The organism is Myxococcus qinghaiensis (assembly GCF_024198215.1).
Lineage (GTDB): Bacteria > Myxococcota > Myxococcia > Myxococcales > Myxococcaceae > Myxococcus > Myxococcus qinghaiensis.
Map to the genome: position 1 here is coordinate 176,636 of NZ_JAKCFA010000009.1, position 25,670 is coordinate 202,305.

Sequence of the window (25,670 nt, forward strand, 5' to 3'; positions counted from 1 at the left end):
GGGGCTCCCTCTCAACGAACGGCCCTCTCCGGGCCGGTGGAGTCACCGACATGCGCCGCTTCACGCTGCTCCCGCTGGTGGCCACCCTGTGCCTGCCGGCCTGCCGTACTTCCGCTCCCGAAGCAGCTCAGGCCCGAGAGGCTCCCGTGACCGCCGGCGTCGTGGTCCACGGTGCCCTGCGGGAGATGATGCACCAGGGGCGCACGGCGTCGGTGGTGGACGTCGCCCAGGCAGCCGGACGCCGGGGCTCGTTCGCCGTGGGAGCCCTGGCCGACCTCGCGGGAGAAGTCACCGTCGTCGATGGAGAAGCGTGGCTCTCCTACGCGGAACAGGATGGAACCTCGCGCACCGTGCGCACGCGCGAGCCTTCCGCCGGTGCCGCCCTGCTCGTCGTGGGGCAGCTTCCCGAGACGCCAGGAATGACGCTCGACGAGGACATTCCCCTCAGCGCCCTGGGAGACCGCATCGCCGCGCTCGCCCAGGCCCAAGGAGTCGACACCACCCAGCCCATCACCTTCACCGTGGAGGGGCCACTCCAGGCGCTGGCGTGGCACGTCATCGACGGCCGCAAGCTGCGCAGTGGCGCCTCCCACCAGGAGCACGCCTCCGCGGGCGTACAGGAACAGCGAGCCCAGGCCACGGGCGTGCTGGTGGGCTTCTACTCAACGCGGCATCAAGGCATCTTCACGCATCACGACAGTGACACCCACGTGCACGTCGTGCTGCCCGAGGAGAACGCCTCGGGGCACGTCGACAACGTCACCGTGCTCCGCGGTGCACGACTGCGCCTGCCGGCGCCGACCGCTCGCTGACGTCCGGCTTCAGGTCCGCAACCTCAGCACCGTCTCGAGCCCCACGCCGGACCGCCCGCACCCGGTGGCGCATGGAAGGCGGACTGTCGCTCGGAACCGCATCTTCAGCAGAGCCTCATGCACGGCATCACCGACCGCGCCGAGCTTCTCGAGTTCGGCGGCACACCGCGGACGGACCGTCGCTCAGGTCCTCATCTTCAGCCGGGTCTCATGAACGGCATCCGCGACCGCGCCGGGCTTCTCGCGCTCGGCGGCGCGCAGCAGGCGGAGGATGCCGGGCCCGAGCACGTCAATCTCGGTGGAGGCATACGTCTCCGTGCCGAAGCGGCGGATGCTCTCCGTCTGCGTCCGCAGGATGCGCGCGTCCTGGCTGAAGATGTGGAGCGCCACCGGCATCGCCACCGGAAGCACCGCGCGCAGCAGCCAGCGCGGCAGCGGCAGGCGGAACGTCACCACCGCATAGACCAGCGTGTCCCAGTCCGACACGGGCGTCATCGCCGAGGTGACGATGATGTGGCTGCCTTCGCCAATCCGGTACTCCACCTGGGCAATCGACGGCATCAGGAAGCGGTCGAAGTGCTGCACCACACCGCCGCCCGGCGCCAGCAGCCGACCCACGACACCACTGGGACGAGGCTCGCCGATGTACTCGGCCTCCACCTTGTCCGCGCTCCGGCGCACCACCACGTCAATCTCGTTGCGCTTCTCCTCCGTGCGGAACAGGCCACCATGCAGGTAGGCCGTGTGCGGCACGTCGAGCGTGTTCTCCAGCGTGGCATGCAGCGAGCCCGGCGCGCGCAGCACGCGACGCACCGTGGTGTACTCACGCGCATCCAGCAGCGGAAAACGGAACGGCTCCGTCGTCGGCTCCGCGCCCGGCGTGGAGTACACCCAGACGAAGCCATCCTGCTCGCGTGTCGCATAGGACGTCGCGCAGCGGGTGCGGGCCTCGGGCTCGCCAAGGAAGCCCGGAATGGCGCGGCACTGCCCTCCCGTGTCGAAGCGCCAGCCGTGGTAGCCACACTGGAGCTGCCCCTCCTTCACCCGCCCCAGCGACAGGGGCACGTTGCGGTGAGGGCAGCGGTCCATCAGCGCGCCGGGCTTGCCGCCCTCGCCCCGGAACAGGACGAGCGGCGTGCCCTGGAGCGTGCGCGCCAGCGGCTTGTCGCCCAGCTCGCGCGACGCACAAAGGATGAACCAGGCATTCGGCAGGTGAACGACGGAGACGTGACCGGCGGCCGCACCTGGGGTGCGAGCCTCCTCGCGGGAGCTCATGGACGCAGTCTAATGGGAGCCCCCTCCCCGGCCTATAGCTTCAGCCGCCGCAGCCGGAGCGCGTTCACGATGACCGACACCGAGGACAGGCTCATCGCCGCGCTGGCGAAGATGGGGCTCAGGAGCAGGCCGAAGAAGGGGTACAGCACCCCCGCCGCCAGGGGCACCCCCAGCAGGTTGTAGATGAAGGCGAAGAAGAGGTTCTGCCGGATGTTGCGCAGCGAGCCCTGACTCAGCCGCCGCGCCCGGACGATGCCCCTCAAATCCCCCTTCACCAGCGTCACTCCCGCGCTCTCCATCGCGATGTCCGTGCCCGTCCCCATGGCGATGCCCACATCCGCCTGGGCCAGCGCCGGCGCGTCATTGACCCCATCCCCGGCCATGCCCACCACGCGACCCTCCTGCTGGAGCCGCTTCACCACGTCACCCTTCCCCTCCGGCAACACCCCCGCGATGACCTCGGAGATGCCCAGCCGGCGAGCCACCGCCTCCGCCGTGGTGCGGCTGTCCCCCGTCAACATCACCACCCTCAAGCCCTCCTGACGCAGCAGCGCCAGCGCCTCCGGCGTCGACTCCTTCACCGGGTCCTCCACTCCGAGCAGCCCCGCCACACGCCCCGACACCGCCACCAACACCACTGTCTGCCCCTCCTGCCGCAGCGCCTCCGCGCGAGTCGACAGCTCCGTGGCCTCCACGCCATGCGCCGCCATCAACGCCGCGTTGCCCAGCGCCACCTCCACGCCATCCACCCGCCCCACCACGCCCTTCCCGGTGTCCGAGCGGAAGTCCTCCACCGTCGTCAGCACCGCGCCACGCTGCTTCGCACCGGAGACAATCGCCTCCGCCAGCGGGTGCTCGCTGCCACGCTCCAGGCTCGCGGCCAGGCGCAGCAGCGTCGCCTCGTCGAAGCCCTCCGAGGGAACCACCGACACGAGGCGCGGCTTGCCCTCGGTGAGCGTCCCCGTCTTGTCCACCACCAGCGTGTCCACCGCCTCCAGGCGCTCCAGCGCGGCGGCGTCACGGATGAGCACCCCCGCCTGCGCGCCGCGTCCCGTGGCCACCATGATGGACATGGGCGTGGCCAGGCCCAGCGCGCACGGGCACGCGATGATGAGCACCGCCACCGCGTTGACCAGCGCATGCGCCAGCCGAGGCTCCGGGCCCCACACGCCCCACACCACCGCCGTCACCACCGCCACCACGATGACCACCGGCACGAAGACGCCGGCCACCTTGTCCGCCAGTCGCTGAATCGGCGCGCGGGTGCGCTGCGCCTCGCTCACCCGCTGGACGATGCGCGACAACAACGTGTCCTTGCCCACCCGCTCGGCCCGCATCACCAGCGAGCCCGTGCCGTTCACCGTGCCGCCCGTCACCTTCGCGCCCGACGACTTCTCCACCGGGAGCGACTCGCCCGTCACCATCGACTCGTCCACCGCGCTGGCGCCCTCCAGCACCTCACCGTCCACCGGCACCTTCTCGCCCGGCCGCACCCGAAGCCTGTCCCCCGGATGCACGTGTGCCAGCGGCACGTCCTCCTCGTGCCCGTCCTCACGCATCCGCCGAGCCACCGGAGGCGCCAGGCTCAACAGCGAGCGCAGCGCCCCCGACGTCGCGTGCCGAGCCCTCAGCTCCAGCACCTGGCCCAGGGCCACCAGCGTGACGATGACAGCGGCGGCCTCGAAATAGAGCGGCGCCGTGCCTCCATGCCCCGTGCGCAGTCCTTGCGGCAACACGTGAGGGAACAGCGTGGCGAAGACGCTGAACACATACGCCGCGCCCGTCCCCAGGGCGATGAGGGTGAACATGTTGAGGTGCCGGTTGCGCACCGATGCCCAGCCACGCTGGAAGAAGGGCCAGCCGCCCCACAGCACCACGGGCGTGGCCAGCACGAGCTGCGCCCAGGCCAGCACCGAGGCAGGCACCGCGTGCTGCACGGGCTGCCCCGGAATCATGTCCGACATCGCCAGCACCAGCAGCGGCACCGTGAGGCCCAGGCCCACGCGGAAGCGCAGCCACATGGACTTCAGCTCGGGGTCCGGAACGTCCTCCGGCAGCACCGTGCGCGGCTCCAGCGCCATGCCGCAGATGGGGCAGCTCCCCGGCCCGTCCCGCACCACCTCTGGATGCATCGGGCACACGTATTCGACGTGCGTCTCCGGCACGGAGGGCGTCTCCGGCTCCAGTGCCATGCCGCACTTCGGGCAGGCCCCCGGGTGGTCCTGACGCACCTCCGGGTCCATGGGGCACACGTACATCGCCCCTGGCGCCGCGGGCTCGGGCTCCTGCTGCTCGGAGGGCACGAGGAACCGCGCCGGGTCCGCGCGGAAGCGCTCCCGGCACTTCGGGTTGCAGAACGAGTAGGTGTGTCCGTCATGTGCCAGGCTGCCGCCCTTGGGAGCGGACGGGTCCACGCTCATCCCGCAGACGGGGTCGATGGCGTGAGCCCCCTCGCCTGGAGGCAAGGGGGGCGTCGGAGGCGAGTGGGTATGCGAGCGAGGGTGAGAGTGGCGGTTCATGGTGCGTCTCTCCTTTCACCCAGGCCAACGAGACACCCGGCCAGCTCTTACAGGTGACTTTCGGAAAGGGTGCGCACGCCCCGCCCCCGCCGCTCACTTCGGCGGTTCGTTGTAGCCCGCGTCTCCGTAGGGCTTGAGGCGCTCAAGCCACAGGTTCTCCAGCACCTGGAGCTCCGCCTTCAAGTCCGCGCCGGGCTCCTCGGGAGGCTCCAGCACATCGAGCACCTCGAAGGAGAAGCTGTCCGCGCCATGGCGGTTCCAATCCTCCAGGAGCGCGGGGATGCGCGGCATGCCGCTGGTCAGCTCGAAGCGGATGCGGTTGAGCATGCCCTGGACGTTGAGCGACGCGCCCACCAGCACCTTCCCATTGGCGCGATTGCGCACGGCATACACACCCATCGGCGGGGGCTTCTCCTTGTACTCGCGCTTCAGGTCCGAGCGGCGCGCTCGGCTCGAATCCGTGGACGACATGGCGGACTTCCTTTGGTGTGGAGGAGACGGGGGTTCAGCGGTGTCGGCGCCGCACAGCTTCAGCAGGCGTTGCTCCAGTCGCGCATGCGCCTGTGCATCCAGCGGCGCCAGCCAGTCGGGCCCCGCCAGCTTCCAGTCGATGTCGGACGGGTCCAGGCCCAGCGCGGTCAACAACGCCGACTGGCAGACGAAGAACTGCTCACGGAAGGGGAAGAGATGACCTCCCGAGACGCGCAGCGAAGCGACGGCCTCTTCGTACGTCGCGAACCAGTGGTTGAGAAAGGTGGGGCCCGCTCGCGCGAGGAGCCGCTCGAAGTCGACCTGAGGTGCGTCCCGAGCCTCCAGCGCGTGCTTCAAGTCACTCCAGGTGGTGTGTCCCTGCTCTCGCGCGATGACAGCCAGCACGTGCTTGCGCTGCACCGTGTCCCGACGCGCGAGCACCTCGCCGAGAGTCAGGCCCGCGAAGGCAGGCAGCGCGCGCAGTCGCTCCGCGGCCCGCGTGGCTCGCGCCGAGTCGGACGAGCCCAGCTCCTTGAGCAGGAGCGAAGCGCGGACCTTGCACTCGTGGAGGGTGAGGGGTTCGGCGTGGCGTGAGACGGTTCCCATGAAAAGTCCCTCGTTGGCGGCCCCACCCGTGTCACGGGCCGTGGAAGGAACTCATCGGAAACTGTGGGCCTGCCGGGAGAAGCGAGGGTGACGTCGTCTTTTCGGGAAGGCGCCCCTCGGCACCTCGCGAAGAGTTAACGGTGGGAGCAGCGCTTCGGCAAGTGCTTTCTCCGGCCGCCCGAGCAGCCTGCCTCTCGCCTGTTCAGGAGCGAGCCTTGCACGAACAGTCCAGACAGCCATGGGCCGCGCAGGAGCCACAGCTCCGCTCGAGCTGCTTCTTGAGGGCCTGCCTCGCCCGGTGCAGGCGCACGCCCGCGTTGTTGGGCGAGATTCCGACCTCACGCGCCACGTCAGGCACGGAGCGCTCCTCCAGGTCCACCTGTCGCACCAGCTCCGCGTACTCCGGCTTGAGGGTGGGCAGGAGCGTTCCCACGCAGGCACAGACGGTCTGCTTCAGCTCGGGGTCCTCCGCGGGCTCCTCGGCCTCGCGGGCTTCGCGCGCCAGGGCCCGTGTCTCCACCTGCTGGTGACGGTGGTGGTCCACCAGGGCATTGCGCAGGAGCCGGTAGAACCACGTCACCGCGCCCTCGGGCTCCGGCAGCGTGTCGCCCTTCTCCAGCGACTTCACGAAGGCGGACTGGAGGAGCTCCTCGGCCGTCGCACGGTCGCCCACGCGTCGCTCCACGAAGGCGAGGAACTGGCGATGGTTCTCCACCAGCGCGCGCGTCACCGCGTCACCGTCCTCCCGCGTCACCTCGGCGTCCTCGTTCATCTCACCACCAGCATGCCCTTCATCATCTGCATGCCGCAGGTGAAGGGGAATGTGCCGACCTTGTCCGGAGTGAAGGCCACCACTGTCTCCGACAGGCCAGGCAGGGGGCGCTGGATGCCGAAGTCGGGGATGAGCAGCTCGTCTCCACACCCACCGGAGTCCTTGCGCACGAAGCGCAGTCGCACGGGCACACCCTGCTTCAGCGTGACCTCGCTCGGCTGGTAGCCGCCCTGGACGGTAATCGTCACCTCCTGCACCGCGTCGCCTTTCTCCTCCGGCGACTTCGTCGACGACTTCGGCGCGTCCACCGGAGTCAGCAGGAAGCCGATGAAGTACTCGGGGTCCTCGGGCAGGGGCAGGCGCACCGTCACTTCGCGCTCCGCGTCGGCCGCCGGAAGTGTTCCCGTGAGGAACGCTCCCGTGGGCTCGGGAACGAGCGGCGCGGACACGTCGCCCACCTCCACCCTCCCCTTGCGGCCCGCCAGTGGAAGCGGTTGGCGGAAGGCGTCCGTCACCCAGACCCGCACCTCGCCCGAGCGCAGGGACAGCACCTCCAGATGCGTGTCTCCACTCATGGCCACGACACCTCCGTGGAACGGCGTGTGGTCGTGCTCCAGGGCCACGGCCTCGGCCACCACGCGTCCGCCGGCCTCCGTTCCCTTCACATGCACTCGCTGCCCCACGCGCGCGCTCAGCAAGGTCTTTGCGTCCTGCCCCGGCGCGGCGAGCACGAGCACCGTGGCGCCCGCTTCCTTCACCAGCGAGTACACCCCGCCCTGCTTCGCGCAGGCTTCGGCGCTCAGTCCCTCGGGAGGTGACGTCGGACACGGCGCAAGACGGAGCGTCCCCACGAGTCCGCCGCCATGCCCGTTCGCCTCCAGATGCGCGGCGAAGCGAGCCACCTCTGGCTTCCCGTCGCGCACCACCGTCACCACCATGGCCAGGTGGTCATCGGAGTGCTCCGGCCCCTGGCCCGCCAGGTGGTCATCCGAGGGCGTCAGCACGACATTCGGATAGCCCCCCTTGGCCACCTTCACGGAGCCGGTGGCCCCCGTCACCGGGCGCGGTGTCATCGCCTCGTCCAGCAGGTACACGCGGTAGCTCCCGTCACGCGTGGTCACCAGCTCCAGGTGTCCTCGGGGCGTGGACTCCACCTGCCCCCCATGAGGTGCCGCGTGGGCATGGGCCTGCCCCGCGGAGTGGGCCACGGCCGACGACGTGGGCTCGGGTGGGGGTGCGTCCTTCTTGCTGCATCCGACCACCAGTCCCGCCGCCGCGAGCACCGCGATGATTCTCTGTCCCATCGAACGCACCATCCCTCCAGAATCCAATGTCATGCGAGGCCCGTTCATCACCCGGAGCTCGCGAGCCGCTCACCCACGGGCGCGGACCCGGGAAGCGTCAGGTCATCTTCGGCGCGCACCGCTGCCTTGCGCGCCAGGTAGCGCTCCAGGGCGGGACGCCCGAAGCGATAGAACACAGCCGGGGTGACGAGCAGGTCCAGCAGCGTGGAGCTGATGAGCCCACCGAGGATGACGGTCGCCACCGGATGCAGGATTTCCTTGCCCGGAGCCCCCGAGGCGAGCGCCAGCGGCACCAGCGCGAGCCCCGCCGTGAGCGCCGTCATCAGCACCGGAACCAGTCGCTCCAACGAGCCCCTCAGCACCAGCTCGCGACTGAACACCTCGCCCTCGTGCTCCACGAGGTGGAGATAGTGCGAGATGAGCATGATGGTGTTCCGACTGGCGATGCCGCACAGGGTGACGAAGCCCACCAGCGTCGCCACCGACAGCGGCTGACCGGTGAGCACCACCGCCGTCACACTGCCTACCAATGCGAGCGGGATGTTGAGCATCACCTGCGCCACCAGTCGCACCGAGCGGAAGTGCGCGTACAGGACCAGGAACATGCCCGCGAGCGACAGCAGCGACAGCAGCGCGATGAGCCGCGTAGCGGACTGCTGACTCTCGAACTGGCCCTCGTAGGAGAGGAAGGTACCGGTCGGCAGCGTCACGCTGGCGGCCACGCGCTCGCGGACCTCTTCCACCGCGCCACCGAGGTCACGCCCCGCCACGTTGGCCATGATGACCACGCGCCGCTGGAGGTGGTCATGGTGGATGACGTTGGGCCCGCGTGACTCCACCACGTCGGCAATCGCGGCCACGGGCACTCGCGCACCGGACGGCGTGTCGACCAGCGCCCGACGAAAGGCCTCCGCGTCCACCCTCGCGCGCTCCTCGTACCGCACCAGCACGTCGAAGGTCCGCTGCCCTTCCAGCACCTGCCCCACCACCACGCCGTTGAAGGCCTTCTCCAGTTGCTCCGCCATCGCTCCCGGCTGAACGCCCAGACGCGCCGACTCCTCGCGCTTCAGGCGCACCTGGAGCTGGGGAATCAACGTCTGCTGCTCCACCTGGAGGTCCACAACACCGGGCACCTGGGCCATGACCGCGCGGACTTCTTCCGCCTTGCCTCGCAGCGCATCGAGGTCCTGGCCGAAGAGCTTCACCGCCACCTGCGCGCGGATGCCTGACAGCAGATGGTCCAGGCGATGGGAGATGGGCTGGCCCACGGACACGGACAGACCGGGCAGGACGGCCAGTCGCTCGCGAAGGTCTGCCAGCACCACGTCACGAGGTCGGCCCCCTTCCTTGAAGTCCACGTCCAGCTCCGAGTAGTGCACGCCCTCCGCGTGCTCGTCCTGCTCGGCGCGGCCCGTGCGACGTCCCACCGTCTTCACCTCCGGCACGGAGGCGATGAGCCGCTCGGCGAGCAGCCCGAAGCGGTTGGACTCCTCCAGCGAGGTGCCCGGCGGCGCCAGCACGTTCACCGTCGCGGTGCCCTCGTTGAACGGGGGGAGGAAGGAGCGGCCCAGGAAGGGCACCACCGCCACGGCGGCGAGCACCAGCAGCGTCGCGCCCACCAGCACGGGCTTGGGATGACCCAGCGCCAGGTCGAGGACCCGTCGCGCCCGCGCCTTCAACCACCGCACCAGCGCCCCGTCACCGTGCTCCAGCAAGCGCCCGCGAGTCAGCAGATAGGCGCACATCGCCGGTGTCACGGTGAGCGACACGAGAAGCGAGGCGAGGATGGACACCACATAGGCCACACCGAGCGGCGCGAAGAGGCGTCCTTCGATTCCCCCCAGCGCGAACAGCGGGAGGAACACCAGGACCACGATGAGCGTGGCGAAGACGATGGAGCCTCGCACCTCGGACGAAGCCCGGTAGATGACGCGGAGGACGGGCTCGGGCGGGTCCTTCGCGCGATTCTCCCGCAGTCGTCGATAGACGTTCTCCACGTCGACGATGGCGTCATCCACCAGCTCACCCACGGCCACCGCCAGTCCGCCGAGCGTCAGCGTGTTGATGGACAGGCCGAACGCCTTCATCACGAGCGCGGTGATGACGAAGGACAGCGGAATCGCGGTGAGCGTTATCGCCGTGGTGCGCAGGTTGACGAGGAAGAGGAACAGCACCACGACGACCAGGAGCGCGCCGTCTCGCAGCGCCTCCACCACGTTGCCGACAGCGGCCTGGATGAAGTCCGCCTGTCTGAAAAGCGTCTCCACCCGCACGTCCGAGGGCAGCGTGAGCCGGAGGTCCCTCACCGCCGCGTCCACCTGCTCCGTCAGCTCCAGGGTGCTCGCGCCGGGCTGCTTCTGCACGGCGAGGATGACGGCGGGCCGACCGTTCATCCCACCGTCACCGCGCTTCACCGCGGGGCCCACGTCCACTTCCGCGACCTGGGAGAGTCGCACCGGCACACCGTCGCGCACCGCCACCACCGTCCCGCGCAGGTCCTCCACGGAGGCACTGCGCGCGAGGTTGCGGACCAGGTACTCACGCCCTCCCTGGTCCACGAAGCCCCCCGTGGTGTTGCCTTGCGCGAGTCCCGCCGCGCGCTCCACGTCCTCGAAGGTGAGGCCGAAGGCCAGCAGCTTCTCGGGCGCCACGCGCACCTGGAATTGCTTCACGCCGCCGCCCAGCACCGTCACCTGCGCGATGCCCGGAATCGTCAGGAGCCGCTGACGCAGCACCCAGTCCGCCAAAGAGCGCAGCTCCAGCGGTGAGGTGCGGCCCTCCTCGCTCTGCACGCCGAGCAGGAGGATTTCTCCCATGATGGAGGACACGGGCGTCAGGTGGGGCGTCACGTCGCGCGGCAGTCGCTCGCGAGCCACCTGGAGCCGCTCGGTGACGAGCTGTCGGTCCAGATAGATATCCGTGCCCCAGTCGAACTCCACGTAGACGATGGACAGGCCCACACCGGAGGACGAGCGCACCCGCTGCACGCCTGGAGCGCCGTTCATCGCCGTCTCGATGGGCGTGGTGACGAGCGTCTCCACTTCTTCGGGAGACAGCCCTCCGGCCTCCGTCATCACCGTCACGGTGGGACGGTTGAGGTCCGGGAACACATCCACGGGCAGACGCGTGAGCGCCCAGCCGCCGTAGAGCAGCACCGCCACGGCCGCCAGCACGACGAACAAGCGGTGACGCAGCGAGAAGAGGATGACGTGGTCGAGCACTACCGCCCTCCCCTGGCCAACCTCAACGCAGCCACCCCAGTCACGACCACGCGCTCGCCGGCCTTCAAGCCCTGTCGCACGGCTCGCCACGCACCGTCGGTTCCGCCCAGCACCACGGGCCTCAGCTCGAAGGACTCCGGCGCGGTGTGGACGAAGACGAAGGTCCGCCCCTCGTCCTCCACCACCGCGTCCTTCGGCACCGCCAGCTCGTCCCTCTGGCCACCTTCTCCGAGCGCCACGTCCACGAACATGCCCGGCCGCAGACGCCCGTCCCTGTTGTCGACCTCGAACAACACGCGCACGCTGCGCGTCGACTCATCCACCATCTGCCCCACGTGATAGGGCCGCGCGGGGAAGTGCTGGCCCGCGTAGGCGGGCGTGGACACCAGCGCGCCGGTGGTGCCCTCCGCGCGCGCCACGTCTCCTTCGAAGACCCGCGCCTCCACCCAGAGGACGGAGGCGTCCAGCACCGCGAAGAGCGAGCGGGACGGGTCCACCTGCTCCCCCACGGATGCACGCGCCTCCACGAGCACCCCGTCGATGGGCGAGATGAGCGAGAAGCGCGCGGTGCCCTGCCCCTGGCGTGCTCCCGCGAGCACGTCTCGCGCGGACTTGGCTCGGCTCCACTCCTGCTCGGCCGTGCTCACCACGAGCCGCGCCTGTTGGACTTCCTTCTCCGCCACCACGCCCTGGAGAGACTCCAGGCGCGTCAAGTCTCGACGGGCCTGCTCCAGTGCCGCCTGAGCGCGCACGGCCTCGGCCTCCGCCTGGAAGTGGCTGGTCGACAGTCCCGTGGACTCCGAGGTGGACAGGCTCTGCTGCACCAGCGCGAGCACCTCACCGCGCTTCACGCGCTGGCCCACGAGCGGCACGGTTCCATTCGCGGCGAGCACCCGGCCCGACACGGGCGCGGACACCTGCGCGAAGCGGTCCGTGCGCGGCACCACCTTGCCTGGAGTCACCAGGCGAGACTCCAGGGAGCGCACCGCCGCGCGCTGCGTCCGCACCTCCAGGAGGAACTGCGTCTCCTTCGGAACGGTGAAGGACGCGCCTGCGACAATGGGCTGCTGAGCCGTGGCGGGCTTCCCATGTGGCGCACCCTCATGCGCCAGGGCGAGGGAGCTGGAGAGCAGCAGCGTGAGCAACATGAGGAAGACAGGGGACCCGCTCATGGCCGCACCTTCTTGTGCCGGTTCATCCACCACGCTCCCGCCACCAGCAACAGGACGATGCCACCCGTGGCGCTCCAGCCCACCGGTCCGCGCAAGCCAGGACTGGCATCGGCGGAGTCGTGTTCCGAAGACAGATGCACCGTCCCGAGCGCCAGCACATCCAGGTCATTGCCACGCGTCACGGTGACCACCGCCGCCAGCTCCGCTCCGGGCGACAGCTCCGCGTCGGCCACGTAGACACCGGGGGATTGAAGCTTCGGCACCAGCGTCTGCACGGTGGTGCCGGTGAGGGTGAGCTCCAGATGGGCACTGCTCACCGGCGCGTTCGTCTCCACGTCCGCGACCCACAGGCGCACTGGAGTCTTCGCCGCCTCTGAATGCTCCGGGTGCTTCAACACCACCTCGAAGACGTCTCCCGTGGCGGAGAGGACATGCTGCGTCTCGTCCGACCTGGAGACGGAGACGGTCTCTCCGTGGGCCGCGCCTTCATGGGCCAGGACCGGCAGCGACAGACCCGCCAGCAGCACCAACCCCCTCATCGCGACACCTCGCGCGAAAGCAGGGAGATATCCAACGGTCCTCTTCGTCCCAGCATCCCGACACGAATGGGCCACGTCCCCGAGCCGTTCATCGGTCCTCATTCCGGAACCTCACCCGTCGGCAGCCGTCCCACAGAGCGCAGCAGGGCCGTGCGTGCACGAGCCAGCGCCGCCGCTGCATCCACCGCATCCGCAGAGGCGGCGAAAGACCTGTCCCTGGCGAGCAACAACGCGTCGAGCCCGAGCTGCCCTGCCTCATAGGCGCGGCGCACCAACTCCAGATTCCGGTCCACCGAGGGATGCACCGACATCAAGGCCGTGTGTGCGGTTCGCGCCGCATCGAACATCGCGCGCGCCACGGTCTGCTCGGACTCCACCTCGCGGGTTCGCGAGACTCGCTCCGACTCACGGGCCTTGTGCCGGGCCCGAGCTTCCGCGAGCTCGCCCTGATTGCGGTCCCACAACGGCAGCGGCACCGACAGTCGAGCGATGAGCAGGTGCTCGGTGTGCAGGTCCGTGAAGGCACCGTGCGCTTCCGGCCGACGCTCTCGCTCGTAGCCCAGGGACAGCGTGGGATTGGGGATGCGCTCGCGGCGCAGCAGGTCCACCTCGGAGCCCGCGGCCTCCACCTCCGCGCGCGCGGCCACCAGGGTCGGTTGTTCGCCGCTCAGCTCCGAGGGCAACGCGTCCGTCGCGGTGGCGAGGAGCGAGACCGTGAGCGGCGCATCCGCCGGGCGCCCCAGCCGTCGATTCAGCTCGACGCGAGCCGCCTGCGCCTCCGCGTGGGCCTGTGCGACCCGAGCCTCCGCGCGGGCTCGCTCCAGGGTCGCGGCGTTGCGCTCCAGCTCCGACACATCCCCCACGGCGAAGCGGCGCACCGTGGCGGCCTCCAACTCGCGGGTCAGCTCCAGCGCCTCTCGGGCCAACGAGGACCGAGCCTCGCGCCGCTCCAGCTCCACCGCCGCATCCACCGCGCCCGCCGAAGCACTCACCATCGCCGCCTGACGCCGTGCACGCGCCGCCTCCTGGGCCGCCTTCGCGCGGTCCAGCCTCAAGCCACGCTGTCCCGCGACTTCCAGCATCTGGCTCAGCACGACCTCCGCGCGCTGCTCGCCCTGTGCCCCCGTGAGGGCATCACTGACGACCGCCACCTCCAGGGAGGGATTGTTCCGAAGCAGGCGGCCATCCGCCGCACGGACGCCCTCGGCGCCCTCCTCCTCGGCACGAGCCGCCGCGACCTCCGGACTCCGAGCCACGGCCTCCGACGCCACGCGCTCCAGCGTCCACGCCTCCAGGGGCGCGACAGCCAGCAGGAGCGACAGGGCAGCGGGCACGAGCAACATGCCCACACACCAACGCAAGTCTCGTACCCATCCCGACAACCAACGATTCCAACGAGTTGGGCGCGGGTGGTGCGCCGACAGGTGTGACCAACTCCATCACACTGTGATGGGCCCAGGCGGACACGGGCGCGGTGCCAGGAGTCGACGCTCGCTCCGTATCGTCTTCAACGCCCCATCCCACCAAGGAAGCAACGTGAAGCGAATCACTCGAAGTGTGGCCCTGCTGTCTCTGCTGGGTGCCGCGGCCTGCGGTGCGCCCGAAGATGCCGTCCAGGACGACCTGGACACGCTGACTTCGCAGGAGGGAGAGCTCACCGGCACCGAGGTGACGCTCCCTATCTGTGACACCAGTCTCACACCCTCGGGGTGGGCATGCTGGCTGGACAGCGGGAAGCAGACGGCGTGCCCCGCGGGACAAACGCCCGCTGACTACTGGTGGCGCTACACCAGTGGTTCCACGTACGTCCGCGCGGATGCGGCCCACGGGATTCGTGAAGTGAAGACCTGGTCGTTGTCCTGGGGGACGAGCAACTTCCTGTATCGGGCCGAGATGGTGCATTGCAACTCGGTTGCGCCCACGTACCAGGCATCTGCATGGAGTCGGTACACAGGCTCGCCGAACCTCCAGGCGCGGGTGACCTCCTTCGTGGACCACATCCGCCCCGCGATGGTGCGCGGCACGGTGCTCGCGTCGTCTGACGAGTTCTTCTGCGCCGGCACCGGAGGCTGCAGCGACGCGACTTCGCTGGTCCTGGTCCTCAAGAAGAGGGACCTGACGCAGTCGACCTGGACCGAAGCGCGAAGCCTGGAGTTGCCCTTCAATCGAAACGGGGCCGTGACGGCATACGAGGTCGAGACCACGGTCGAGCCCGGCATGGAGGTCGCGCTCGAAGTCTTCGTGAAGACCTCGTTCAACGCCGTGACGGAGGTTGTCTTTCACGACATCCGGCTGTTCACCGAGAAGTGCGTTCCCGACATGACCAACCCGGGACAGTGCCTGCCGTAAGCGCTCAACAAAGCCAGTCCTGAGAGGATGGGCGGCGGGAGCAGGACAAACCCGCCGCCAAAGCGCGTGATGGACCCGGTCAGCGCACCGGAAGCTCTCGAAAGGAGATTCCTTCCAGGGCCAGTCGATGCACCGACTCCATGAACAGCTCGGTTCCCACAATCACCGTGGCGAAGTTACCAACCCTGAAGAGGTCACGGTCCGGGGGCAAGGTCGCGGCATCGAGGATGGGCTCCTCGGGCAGGCGAAGCCCGACCCTTCCACAAGTCGCGCACGGCGGAGGCGAATCCGGAGGAAGACAATCCGGGTGCAGCCGTCCACGAGGTTCGATTTGAAGCTCCAGCAAAGAGGGGGGCTCTTGTTGATGGAAGCGCAGCTCCGTTCGACATCCCATGAGGCCTCGCACGCCCTCCGCTTGAAGCCCCTCCAGCACACCACTGCGAACAAGCAACAAGCTGTCGCCCAACCACGAGAAGGCGGCGAACCTGCCAGAAGCAGTCCCCACCAGCGGGCCGAATGTCGTCCCAGGTGGCAACGTCGCGGTCGACGGTGCCAGCGGCCTCACTCGTTCCCGAAGGCGCACGAACTCAGCGAAGGGCTCAGGCCGAGCCTTCAAGAACTCGTCCTGGTCTGGCAGTCCGGACAGGTCGACTGCCGGATACTGGTGCCCCGAGGAGCTCCAGGTCGCGCCGCATGCCGAGCAGTGAGCGCCAGGCAGTCCCCACCTGTGCGCGGCGTTGAGGCTCCCGTTGAAGCGAGGCCAGAGTGATTTTTCCCACCTGAGTTCAAAGACGCGCATCACGTTCCTGGCCTGGAATGGTAGGGCTGAATGGGGCCGCCCAGGAGCTGGAATCGGTAGATGAGTTCCCCCGCGTGCTTGAAGATCTCCTCAGGCCTCGCATCATCGTTTCTCCGGATGAACTCGCGCCAGGCCTCGTTCCAGGCGCCCCCAGACGGCCCTCCATCGTGAATCCGTCGGTGAAGGTCTCGCGGGATGGGCATGGTGTAGTCGTGAATCTTGAGCCCCTGACGCGCGAACCACCGTGCCAGATCTTCAGCCTGGGGGAAGATGTGGTGCTTCTCGAACCGGCCCCTCGGGAGCTGATGCGAAGGGGGGATGATACGTTCGGGGGCACTATTCCAGTTCGGGAAGACCATGACGGCGCCCTTGGGGAGTTGCTGCGCACCGCCCCAGTTCCGTCGAGGTCCCATCCCAGGTGCCGCTGCCGCCGCCGGTGGACGTGATGGAGGAAAGCGCGCGAGCTCGAAGTCGCTGGCCACGTCCTCACACCGGTAGAAACCGCACATGGCCCCGAGGCACATGAGCGTGACACACCGGTCCTCACGGGGAGCTGAGCACTCCGCGTCCGCCCCACCCATCTCCTGTGGGTCAGGGACGTGCTGAACGGAGGAGCAAGCCAGCAAGTGCGCGGCAACCAACATCCACCATGAGTCGCGAATGAGCGGCATATCGGGCGAAACCTAGCGCAGTCGCGGTGCGAGGGATTGACAAGGCCCCGCATCCCGTTTATCTCGCGTGCAGCATCAAGAGCGGTACCGCTTCGGCGGTGGCCCGACAACCTGGAGACGGACCTCCAAGGTGTCCAAACGATGCGGCTCGGGGAGCAGGTGCTCCACGGGCAAACCAAGCGTCCGAAGCGAGGCAGCTCCTCAGCTTCGGTGAGAGAGGACCTCCGTGGTTCCATCCACCTCCGCCGCATCCCCTCGCGCCATGCAGCTCCCCTGCAGCGAGAGCGCTCGAATGCGCCGCGCCCGCCACGTCACCGCCCCGCGAATGCGCGGGCCGCTACACGTCGGCTAGGGCTCCCACTCCGCGCCTCTCCCTATTCCTTTCTTCGTCGGCGCCCATGCGCCGCGCTCGCTCGACGTGTGTCGACAGCGCGGCCTCGCGCCCACTCATGTCTTCAGGGCCATGGCCCTCGTTCGAGGTTCGCAGATGAGCAGCAATTCCTTTCGGGTGATGAAGTTTGGCGGCTCCTCCGTGGGCTCACCCCGCCGACTGCGCCAGGTCATCGAGCTGATTGGCAAACACTCCCGCACGGGCCCGCTCGCCGTCGTCGTCTCCGCCATGGGTGACACCACCGACTGGCTCCTGGAAGCCGCTGACCTCGCCACACGAGGAGAACTCGAGGGCTCGCTCACCGTGGTGGCCCGCATCGCCCACCTGGCCAAGACGAACGCCGCCGCGCTCCATCCCGCGCAGTCCACCACGCTCGCCGCGCGCGTCGACCAGTTCCTCGCTCCACTCCAGCAGCTCCTCCAGGGCATCTCCCTCACCCGCGAGTGCTCCCCCGCCTCCAAGGACAAGGTGCTCGCTTTCGGAGAGCTCATCTCCGCCACCCTGCTCGCCGAGTTGCTCAAGGCCGCGGGCACCGATGCCCAATTCCGCGACGCCCGCCTGCTGCTCGTGACGGACGACACCTTCGGCACCGCGCGCGTGGATGTGGCCCGGACACGCGAGCGCCTCCAGACCGCCATCGCCGAGTGGGGAACCACCCTCCCCATCATCCCCGGCTTCATCGCCGCGACGCTGGATGGACGCACCACTACCCTGGGCCGCAACGGCTCCGACTACACGGCGGCCCTGATGGCGCAAGGCGTGGGCGCCTCGGAGGTCACCGTGTGGACCGACGTGCTCGGTCTGCACACCGCCGACCCGGACCTGGTCAGTGACGCGTACCCCGTGGCCCATCTCACCCATGGCGAGGGCCTGGAGCTCGCGGCGGTCGGCGTCCGCATGCTGCACCCGCGCACGATGATTCCCCTCATCGAGGCCGGCATCTCCCTGCGCATCCGCAACACCATGCACCCGGACCACCCGGGCACGCTCATCGACGCCATCGGCTCACGCGACGGCCAGCGCCCCACGTGCATCGCCACGCGCGAGGACCTGGCCCTGCTGGGCATCGAGGTGCGCAAGCTCTCCGACCAGTTCCAGCTCGGCGAGCGCGCCCTGGCGGCCCTGCGCGCCGCCCGCGTCACGGTGTGGATGACCGCCCAGTCCGCCAACGGCCAGTCCATCGCCCTCGTCGTTCCACGTCCCGATGCCCAGCGTGCCCGCGATGCCCTGGAGACGGAGCTCGCGCAGGAGCTGGCCCGCCGCGAGGTGGAGCCGCTCGGCATCCGCGAACCCGTGACGCTCGTCACCCTGGTGGCCGAGGCGATGGGCCACGGCGTCAATGTGGCCGGCCGCTTCTTCAGCGCCCTGGGCGCGGTGGGAGTCGGCGTGCGCGCCAGCGCACAGGGCGCCAGCTCGCGCTCCATCTCCTGCGTGGTGGACGCGGAGGACACCGCCATCGCGGTGCGCACGACACACGCGGCCTTCAACCTCGCCCACCAACAAGTCAGCCTCTTCGTGCTCGGCAAGGGCACCGTGGGTGGACAGCTCCTCGCACAGCTTCGCACCCAACAGGAGCAGCTCCGCCAGCGTCACGGCATCGCGCTGCGCGTGGTGGGAATCGCCGACAGCCGACGCACGCTGTTCGACTCCACCGGGCTCGCGTTGGACGGAATCGAGGAGCAGCTCTCCCGCGTCGTCCGAGGCGAACCCGGCACGCGCGCGCTGGCGCCCCTGCTGGACGAGCTGCGTCGGCTGCCCGTGCCCATCCTCGTCGACTGCACGGCGGACGGTGACGTGGCCCCGCTCTACACGGAGGCCTTCCGTCGGGGCATCCACGTCGTGGCCGCCAACAAGAAGCCGCTCGCCCTGCCCTGGAACGAGCGCGAGGCGCTGCTCTCCGAGGCCCGCCGACACCACGTCGCGTACCACTACGAGACAACGGTGGCCTCCAGCCTCCCCGTCATCGACACGCTCGCCAACCTGGTGCGCACCGGCGACACCGTGCGCCTCATCACCGCCTCCCTCTCCGGCAGCGTGGGCTTCATCTGCAACGAGCTGACAGCGGGCGTTCCCCTCTCGACGGCGGTCCGCACGGCCCGCGAGCGGGGCTTCACTGAGTCGGACCCGCGCGAGGACCTGTCCGGTGCGGACGTGGCACGCAAGGCGCTCATCCTGGCGCGGGAGCTGGGCCTGTCCCTGTCACTCGCCGACGTCGCGTTGGAGCCCTTCGTCCCCGAGCCCTCGGACGCGGGCGACTCCCCCGAGTCCTATCTGCGGAGCCTCCGGGCACTCGACGCCGAGTACGCGCAGAAGGTGGAGCGCTGCCGACAGTCCGGCACGGTGTTGCGTTATCTGGCCCGCATCGACCCGACGCGGTCAGGCACCGACGCACCCGTCATTCGCGTGGGACTCACCGCCGTCGAAGCGGGCCAGCCGGCCGCGGACCTGCGCGGCTCCGAGTCCTTCGTGTCCTTCACCACCACGCGGCACAGCGAGTTCCCCCTCACCGTGCGCGGCGCGGGCGCGGGGGGCGCTGTCACGGCGTCCGGCGTGCTCGCGGATATTCTCCGCGTCTCCCAGACGCTTCGGGGCCGCTGAGCCCCGCCCACCGGGAAACAGGAGCCACCACATGAAACTCGCCACCTCCCTCGTCCACGCCGGCACCCGCAGAGACCCGACCACCGGCGCGGTCGCCGTGCCCATCCACCAGTCCGCCACCTACCAGCACCCCGCGCTCGGCCAGTCCACCGGGTACGACTACTCGCGCACGAAGAACCCCACCCGCGCCGCGCTCGAGGACGCGCTCGCGGGCCTGGAAGGCGGCAGCCGGGGTCTCGCCTTCGCCTCCGGCATGGCCGCGCTGCACTGCGCCCTCCAGCTCCTTGGCCCCGAGGACCACCTGGTCCTTACCGAGGACCTCTACGGCGGCACCTTCCGACTGGTGGACAAGCTGCTCCACATCCCCCACACCTTCGTGGACACCACGCGGCTGGACGTGGTGCGCGCGGCGCTGCGCCCCAACACCAAGGCCCTGCTGGTGGAGTCACCCACCAACCCGCTGATGAAGACGGCGGACCTGCCCGCGCTCGCGGATATCGCCCGGAAGGCGGGCGCGCTCCTCATCGTCGACAACACCTTCAACACGCCCTTCCTCCAGCGTCCCCTGGAGCTGGGCGCGGACATCGTCGTCCACAGCGCGACCAAGTACCTGGCCGGCCACAACGACGTCGTCGCCGGAGCGCTCGTGGTGAAGGACGCGGCGGTGGGCGAGCGGCTCGCCTTCGTCCAGAACGGCATCGGCGCCATCCTGGGGCCTCAGGATTCCTACCTGGTGATTCGCGGGCTCAAGACGCTCGCGCTGCGCATGGAGCGCCACCAGTCCAACGCCCGCGAGGTAGCCGCGTTCCTGTCGAGCCACCCCCAGGTCGAGCGCGTCTACTACCCGGGCACGGGCGGGATGCTCTCCTTCAACGTCATCGACGCGGCGCTGGTGCCGCAGGTGCTCGCCGCCGTGCGCATCTGCCTCTTCGCCGAGTCCCTGGGCGGCGTCGAAACCCTCATCACCTTCCCCGCCACGCAGACCCACGCCGACATCCCCGTCGCGCGCCGGGAACAGCTTGGCATCACCGACAGATTGCTTCGCCTCTCCGTGGGCATCGAGGACAGCCATGACATCATCTCCGATTTGGCCCAGGCGCTCGAAGGGCGCTCCCAGCCCGTCGAGCTTCGCGACCCGACTGCTGCACACGGGTCATGAAGTCGACCCGGTGACGGGCGCCGCCGCGGTGCCCATCTACCAGGTCTCCATGTTCGACCAGCCGGGCCTGGAGCACTCCGGCGAGTTCGACTACGCGCGCTCCGGCAACCCTACGCGCAAGGCGCTGGAGGGTGTGCTCGCATCATTGGACGAAGGCGCCGGGGCCTTCGCCTTCGGCTCCGGCATGGCCGCGCTGTCCACGGTGCTGATGCTCTTCAGCGCGGGGGACCATCTGGTCGTCACCGACGACTGTTACGGCGGCACCTACCGCGTGCTCACCCGGGTGTTCAGTCGCTTCGGGCTCAAGGCCACCTTCGTGGACACGTCGGACCCGGACGCGGTGCGCGCCGCGTTCCGACCCAACACCAAGGGGCTGCTCGTCGAGACGGTGAGCAATCCGTTCCTCCGGCGCACCGACGTCACCGCCATGTCCATCCTCGCGCGGACGTACGGCGCGCTGCTCATCGTGGACAACACCTTCCTGTCCCCCTACCTCTCGCGTCCGCTCACCGAGGGCGCTGACATCGTCATCCACTCCGCCACCAAGTACCTGGGTGGACACAGCGACGTCATCGCGGGCACGGTGGCGGTGAAGACGCCGGAGCTGGCGAAGGAGGTCTACTTCCTCCAGAACGCGGTGGGCGCGGTGTTGGGTCCACAGGACTGCTTCCTGCTCCAGCGCGGCATCAAGACGCTGCAGGTCCGCATGGAGCGGCAGGTGCGCACGGCCGGGGCGCTCGCACGCTGGCTCGGAGGAAGGCCGGAGATTCGAGAGGTCTTCTATCCAGGCACCGGCGCGGTGGTGTCCTTCCGACTCGCCCATGACTCGATGGCGGCGACGTTCGTGGACTCACTGCGGCTGCCGTTGCTCGGCGTGTCGCTGGGCGCGGTGGAGAGCATCATCACCGTGCCGGCGAGGCACTCGCATGCCTCCGTGCCCGCCGCCGAGCGTGAGCGGCGGGGAATCACCGACAGCCTCATCCGCTTCTCCGTGGGACTGGAGGACCTGGAAGACCTGCAAGCGGACCTCGCGCTCGCGCTGGGCCGGGCCTTGAAGGAGGCCGCATGAAGGGGAGGTCGGGTTGACAGTCTCCGGCGGATTGGTTACGTCCTGAAGCCGATGCTCTGCTTCGTCGCTCCGTTCGGTTCCTGTTGTCGCGGCCTGTGTTGCCGCGTCACGACGGGTCCGTCCGTTCGAGCGTACTGAGCGTCTTTCGCGCGCAGGCGTGTCCGGCCCGTCCCCCAGAAACCTGGAGACGGGCCGTTCCATTTTCCCCACACGCCGGGCGCTGCATCGAAGTCCCGGCTCCAACCCCCGAGACGCGGATGCCCAACAACATCTATCCCGACGTGACGCAGCTCATTGGCCGCACGCCCATCATCCGCCTGTCGCGCGTCGGTGGCCCTGACGCGGCCACGCTGCTGGCGAAGGTCGAGTCCTTCAACCCCGGTGGCAGCGTGAAGGACCGCATCGGCCTGGCGATGATTGAGGACGCGGAGAACAAGGGCCGCCTGCGTCCGGGCATGACGATTGTCGAGCCCACCAGCGGCAACACCGGCGTGGCGCTGGCCATGGTCGCCGCGGTGAAGGGCTACCGCATCATCCTCACCATGCCGGAGAGCATGAGCGTGGAGCGCCGCCGCATCCTGGAGGCCTACGGCGCGGAGCTGGTGCTGACGCCCGCGGCCAAGGGCATGAACGGCGCCGTCGAGGCGGCCGATGAGCTCATCAAGGAGCTGGGCGACAAGGGCTTCATGCCGCAGCAGTTCCGCAACCCGGCCAACCCGGAGATTCACCGGCGCACCACGGCGAAGGAGATTCTCGGAGACCTGGACGTGCGCAAGCTCGACGCCTTCGTGGCTGGCATCGGCACGGGCGGCACGATTACCGGCGCGGGCAGCGTGCTGAAGAAGGAGAACCCGTCCCTGCAGGTCATCGCGGTGGAGCCGCTGCGCTCGCCCCTGCTCACCCAGGGCAAGGCGGGGCCGCATCGCATCCAGGGCATTGGCGCCAACTTCGTGCCGGAGGTGCTGGACCGCTCCGTCTACGACGAGGTCATCGACGTCGCGGATGTCGACGCGTACCTCGCCGCGCGGGAGCTGGCGAGCCGTGAGGGCCTGCTCGTGGGCATCTCCAGTGGCGCGGCGTTGCATGCGGCCCGGCAGGTGGCCAGACGACTGGGGCCCGGCAAGACGGTGCTCACCGTGCTGCCCGACACGGGCGAGCGGTACTGGAGTTCATTCGCTGCGTTCGCCGAGGAGCTGGCGAACACACCGCAGGGAGTCGGTGGATGATTGAGCTGCGCGGTATCAGCAAGGTGTACAGGCAGGGCGGGCGCGAGGTGTCGGCGCTCCAGGACGTGTCGCTGCGGGTGGACCCGGGGGAAGTGTTCGGCGTGCTCGGACAGAGCGGCGCCGGCAAGTCCACGCTCATCCGCTGCGTCAACCTGCTGGAGCGTCCCACCCAGGGCCGCGTGCGGGTGAATGGGAAGGAGCTGCTGTCGCTGAGTCCCGAGGAGCTGCGCCTGGCGCGGCAGGGCATCGGGATGATCTTCCAGCACTTCAACCTGTTCTCCTCGCAGACGGTGGCGGCCAACGTCGCGTATCCGCTGGAGGTGGCGGGGCTGCCGCGCGAGCAGATTCGCGCGCGCGTCGCGGAGTTGCTCGCGCTGGTGGGCCTGTCGGACAAGGCGGACACCTATCCGGCGCGGCTGTCGGGTGGGCAGAAGCAGCGGGTGGGCATCGCTCGCGCCCTGGCGCCGCGTCCTCGCATCTTGCTGTCCGACGAGGCGACGTCGTCGCTGGACCCGGAGACGACGCGCTCGGTGCTGGCGCTGCTCCGGGATTTGAACCGACAGCTCGGCCTCACCATCCTGCTCATCACCCACCAGATGGAGGTGGTGAAGGCCATCTGCGACACGGTGGCCGTGCTGGAGCAGGGACGACTCGTGGAGCAGGGCAAGGTGGTGGAGCTGCTCTCCCGTCCTGGCTCCCATCTGCATGGGCTGTGCTACCCGCCCTTCACCACGGGCGAGAGCGCCGTGCTGCGGGGTGGTCAGCGGGTGGAGCTGTCGCTGTCGGGCGAGCACTCCACGCGCCCCATCCTCTCCACCCTGGCGCGTCGCTTCGACGTGGATGCGCACCTGTTGGAGGGTTCACTGGAGCGCGTGGGCGAGGCGCGCGTGGGGCGGCTGCTCTTCGAGCTCACGGGTGCTCCGGACGCGGTGAGCCAGGCGCTGGCGTTCCTGCGCGAGCAGGGCCTGACGTCGGAGGAGGCGGCCCATGCCTGGTGAGCTGACGCATTCGCTGTGGGTGGTCACGCTGGAGACGCTCTACATGACGTCGGTGGCCACGGTGCTGGTGGTGCTCGCGGGGCTGCCCCTGGGCGTGCTGCTGGTGCTGACGGACCGGGGCGGCCTGTGGGAGCGCCCGGGGCTTCACCGTGTGCTGGGCACGTTCGTCAACGTGGGGCGCTCGGTGCCGTTCATCATCTTGATGGTGGCCATCGTTCCTTTGACTCGCCTGCTGGTGGGCACCACGATTGGCACCACCGCCGCCATCGTTCCACTGGTCGTCGCGGCGATTCCCTTCATGGGACGAGTGGTGGAGCAAGGGCTGCGCGAGGTGGACTCCGGCCTGGTGGAGGCAGCCATCGCCATGGGCTCCACCCACCGCCGCGTCATCGTCCGCGTCCTGCTTCCGGAGGCCCTGCCATCTCTCGTGCGCGGTACCGCGCTCGTGGTTATCAGCCTGCTCGGCTACAGCGCCATGGCGGGCGCCGTGGGCGGAGGTGGGCTGGGAGACCTGGCGGTGAAGTACGGCTACATGCGCTTCCGCACCGACGTCATGCTGGGCTGCCTCGCCGTGCTGCTCGCGCTGGTGCAGCTCGTGCAGTGGCTGGGTGACGGAGTGGCTTCGCGCTTCGACCACACCTCGCCCCACTCCCGCCGCGCGCACGACTGAAATATCCGCCCGGCCTCGCTGTTGCCCGCGGCCTCTCCCCCGGAATCCACACGTCATGAAGCCACCCGCGTCATTCCTCATCATCCCCCTGGCCTTCGCCGCCATCTCCGTCGCGCTGCTCGTGGGGACGGGCTGCAAGAAATCGGAGGCCCCCGCCACCGGCGAGGCGCCCGGCGTGCCCACGCTGAGGATTGGCGTCAACCCGGTGCCGCATGGAGAGATTCTCCGCGCGGCGGTGCCCGTGGCCCTTCGCTCCGGAGTGCGCATCGAGGTGGTGGAGTTCACCGACTACGTGCAACCCAACGTGGCCCTGGCGGACGGGCAGCTCGACGCCAACTACTTCCAGCATGTGCCGTATCTGGAGCGCTTCTCCGCGGACCGTCAGCTCTCGCTGAGCAGCGCGGGGGCGGTGCACCTGGAGCCCCTGGCGTTGTACTCGACGAAGTTCCGTCAGCTCGCGGAGCTGCCCGAGGGGGCGCAGGTGACGATTCCCTCCGACCCGAGCAACGCGTCGCGCGCGCTGCATCTGCTCGCGGACCAGGGCCTGCTGCGCTTGAAGGAGACGGCAGGCGCGGTCGCCACGGTGGGGGACGTGGTGGGCAATCCTCGCAAGCTGGAGCTGCGGGAGATTGACGCCGAGCAACAGCCTCGCACCCTGGAGGACGTGGCCGCCGCCGTCATCAATGGCAACTACTTCCTGGAGGCGCAGAAGCACCTGAAGCTGGACGCGAAGGTGCTGGCTCGCGAGTCCTCCACACGCAATCCCTATGCGAATGTGCTCGTCGTCCGGAAGGGTGACGAGTCCCGCCCCGAGGTCCGCGTGCTGCTCAAGGCGCTCCAGTCCGGCGAGGTGCGCCACTTCATCGAGGCCCAGTACGGCGGCGCGGTGGTGCCGGCGTTCTGATACGCGCGACTTGCTGGAGTGCGTGGGGCGCTTTGTCTGGAGAGGCAGAGCGGCGTTCGCCCCTGTGCCACTCGCAGGTGCCTTTCGCGAGGCGCTACAGCCCGAAGAGGTGTGCTGAACCACGGCGACGCCGCCTCACTTGGCG

At 69.2% G+C, this 25,670-nt stretch carries 20 protein-coding genes and 1 riboswitch; of the genes, 9 read left to right on the plus strand and 11 right to left on the minus strand.

Annotation, left to right across the window (positions count from 1 at the left end; genetic code table 11):
• Positions 1 to 50 precede the first annotated feature (50 nt).
• Positions 51 to 812 carry an acetolactate decarboxylase gene (locus LZ199_RS18695; protein ID WP_253995077.1) on the plus strand — a complete coding sequence of 254 codons (762 nt, stop codon included), beginning with the start codon at positions 51 to 53 and terminating at the stop codon, positions 810 to 812.
• 183 nt (positions 813 to 995) lie between these two features.
• Here LZ199_RS18695 and LZ199_RS18700 read toward each other — a convergent pair whose 3' ends face one another.
• From LZ199_RS18700 to LZ199_RS18740, 9 genes are all read right to left on the minus strand, one after another.
• Positions 996 to 2,087, minus strand: a complete 1,092-nt coding sequence (locus LZ199_RS18700) for an aromatic ring-hydroxylating oxygenase subunit alpha (RefSeq protein WP_253995078.1) — start codon at positions 2,085 to 2,087, stop codon at positions 996 to 998.
• A 32-nt stretch (positions 2,088 to 2,119) separates the two neighbouring features.
• A complete protein-coding gene (locus LZ199_RS18705; protein WP_253995079.1) occupies positions 2,120 to 4,606 on the minus strand; it encodes a heavy metal translocating P-type ATPase in 2,487 nt (828 codons plus the stop codon).
• A gap of 93 nt (positions 4,607 to 4,699) precedes the next feature.
• Entirely contained in the window at positions 4,700 to 5,683 is a 984-nt protein-coding gene (locus LZ199_RS18710; protein WP_253995080.1) for a GIY-YIG nuclease family protein, read from the minus strand.
• A gap of 202 nt (positions 5,684 to 5,885) precedes the next feature.
• Positions 5,886 to 6,455 (minus strand): RNA polymerase sigma factor, encoded by a 570-nt coding sequence (locus LZ199_RS18715; RefSeq protein WP_253995081.1) that lies wholly within the window; start codon positions 6,453 to 6,455, stop codon positions 5,886 to 5,888.
• Entirely contained in the window at positions 6,452 to 7,771 is a 1,320-nt protein-coding gene (locus tag LZ199_RS18720; protein WP_253995082.1) for a cupredoxin domain-containing protein, read from the minus strand. Before LZ199_RS18720 ends, LZ199_RS18715 begins: the two co-directional genes overlap by 4 nt.
• A 35-nt stretch (positions 7,772 to 7,806) precedes the next feature.
• Positions 7,807 to 10,980, minus strand: a complete 3,174-nt coding sequence (locus LZ199_RS18725) for an efflux RND transporter permease subunit (RefSeq protein WP_253995083.1) — start codon at positions 10,978 to 10,980, stop codon at positions 7,807 to 7,809.
• Positions 10,980 to 12,152 (minus strand): efflux RND transporter periplasmic adaptor subunit, encoded by a 1,173-nt coding sequence (locus LZ199_RS18730; RefSeq protein ID WP_253995084.1) that lies wholly within the window; start codon positions 12,150 to 12,152, stop codon positions 10,980 to 10,982. Before LZ199_RS18730 ends, LZ199_RS18725 begins: the two co-directional genes overlap by 1 nt.
• Positions 12,149 to 12,691, minus strand: coding sequence for a hypothetical protein (locus LZ199_RS18735; protein ID WP_253995085.1), 543 nt, complete (start codon positions 12,689 to 12,691; stop codon positions 12,149 to 12,151). The genes LZ199_RS18730 and LZ199_RS18735 overlap by 4 nt, the downstream gene beginning before the upstream one ends.
• A gap of 98 nt (positions 12,692 to 12,789) precedes the next feature.
• Positions 12,790 to 14,034: a TolC family protein gene (locus LZ199_RS18740; RefSeq protein WP_253995086.1), complete on the minus strand. Its 1,245-nt coding sequence runs from the start codon at positions 14,032 to 14,034 to the stop codon at positions 12,790 to 12,792.
• A gap of 193 nt (positions 14,035 to 14,227) precedes the next feature.
• On the opposite strand from LZ199_RS18740, the gene LZ199_RS18745 reads away from it, so the two are divergent.
• Entirely contained in the window at positions 14,228 to 15,040 is an 813-nt protein-coding gene (locus LZ199_RS18745) for a hypothetical protein (protein WP_253995087.1), read from the plus strand.
• A 79-nt stretch (positions 15,041 to 15,119) separates the two neighbouring features.
• Here the strand turns inward: LZ199_RS18745 and sitI6 are convergent, their stop codons facing one another.
• Both sitI6 and sitA6 read right to left on the minus strand, forming a co-directional pair.
• Positions 15,120 to 15,842: a SitI6 family double-CXXCG motif immunity protein gene (gene sitI6 / locus LZ199_RS18750; RefSeq protein ID WP_407667216.1), complete on the minus strand. Its 723-nt coding sequence runs from the start codon at positions 15,840 to 15,842 to the stop codon at positions 15,120 to 15,122.
• Positions 15,839 to 16,510 carry a SitA6 family polymorphic toxin lipoprotein gene (gene sitA6, locus LZ199_RS18755; RefSeq protein ID WP_456094063.1) on the minus strand — a complete coding sequence of 224 codons (672 nt, stop codon included), beginning with the start codon at positions 16,508 to 16,510 and terminating at the stop codon, positions 15,839 to 15,841. Before sitA6 ends, sitI6 begins: the two co-directional genes overlap by 4 nt.
• Positions 16,511 to 16,577: 67 nt before the next feature.
• A riboswitch (SAM-I-IV-variant riboswitch) is annotated at positions 16,578 to 16,698 on the plus strand.
• A 299-nt stretch (positions 16,699 to 16,997) separates the two neighbouring features.
• Here sitA6 and thrA point away from each other — a divergent pair.
• From thrA to LZ199_RS18790, 7 genes are all read left to right on the plus strand, one after another.
• Positions 16,998 to 19,499, plus strand: a complete 2,502-nt coding sequence (gene thrA / locus LZ199_RS18760; protein ID WP_253995089.1) for a bifunctional aspartate kinase/homoserine dehydrogenase I — start codon at positions 16,998 to 17,000, stop codon at positions 19,497 to 19,499.
• Between the two features lie 31 nt (positions 19,500 to 19,530).
• On the plus strand, positions 19,531 to 20,658 hold the full coding sequence (locus tag LZ199_RS18765; RefSeq protein WP_253995090.1) for a trans-sulfuration enzyme family protein: 1,128 nt from the start codon (positions 19,531 to 19,533) through the stop codon (positions 20,656 to 20,658).
• On the plus strand, positions 20,570 to 21,727 hold the full coding sequence (locus LZ199_RS18770; protein WP_253995091.1) for a trans-sulfuration enzyme family protein: 1,158 nt from the start codon (positions 20,570 to 20,572) through the stop codon (positions 21,725 to 21,727). Before LZ199_RS18765 ends, LZ199_RS18770 begins: the two co-directional genes overlap by 89 nt.
• Before the next feature lie 257 nt (positions 21,728 to 21,984).
• Positions 21,985 to 22,953: a cysteine synthase A gene (cysK, locus tag LZ199_RS18775; protein ID WP_253995092.1), complete on the plus strand. Its 969-nt coding sequence runs from the start codon at positions 21,985 to 21,987 to the stop codon at positions 22,951 to 22,953.
• Entirely contained in the window at positions 22,950 to 23,951 is a 1,002-nt protein-coding gene (locus LZ199_RS18780) for a methionine ABC transporter ATP-binding protein (RefSeq protein ID WP_253995093.1), read from the plus strand. Before cysK ends, LZ199_RS18780 begins: the two co-directional genes overlap by 4 nt.
• Positions 23,941 to 24,621 carry a methionine ABC transporter permease gene (locus LZ199_RS18785; RefSeq protein WP_253995094.1) on the plus strand — a complete coding sequence of 227 codons (681 nt, stop codon included), beginning with the start codon at positions 23,941 to 23,943 and terminating at the stop codon, positions 24,619 to 24,621. The genes LZ199_RS18780 and LZ199_RS18785 overlap by 11 nt, the downstream gene beginning before the upstream one ends.
• A 55-nt stretch (positions 24,622 to 24,676) precedes the next feature.
• Complete coding sequence (locus LZ199_RS18790) at positions 24,677 to 25,525, plus strand: MetQ/NlpA family ABC transporter substrate-binding protein (protein ID WP_253995095.1); 849 nt, start codon at positions 24,677 to 24,679, stop codon at positions 25,523 to 25,525.
• Positions 25,526 to 25,670: the final 145 nt, after the last annotated feature.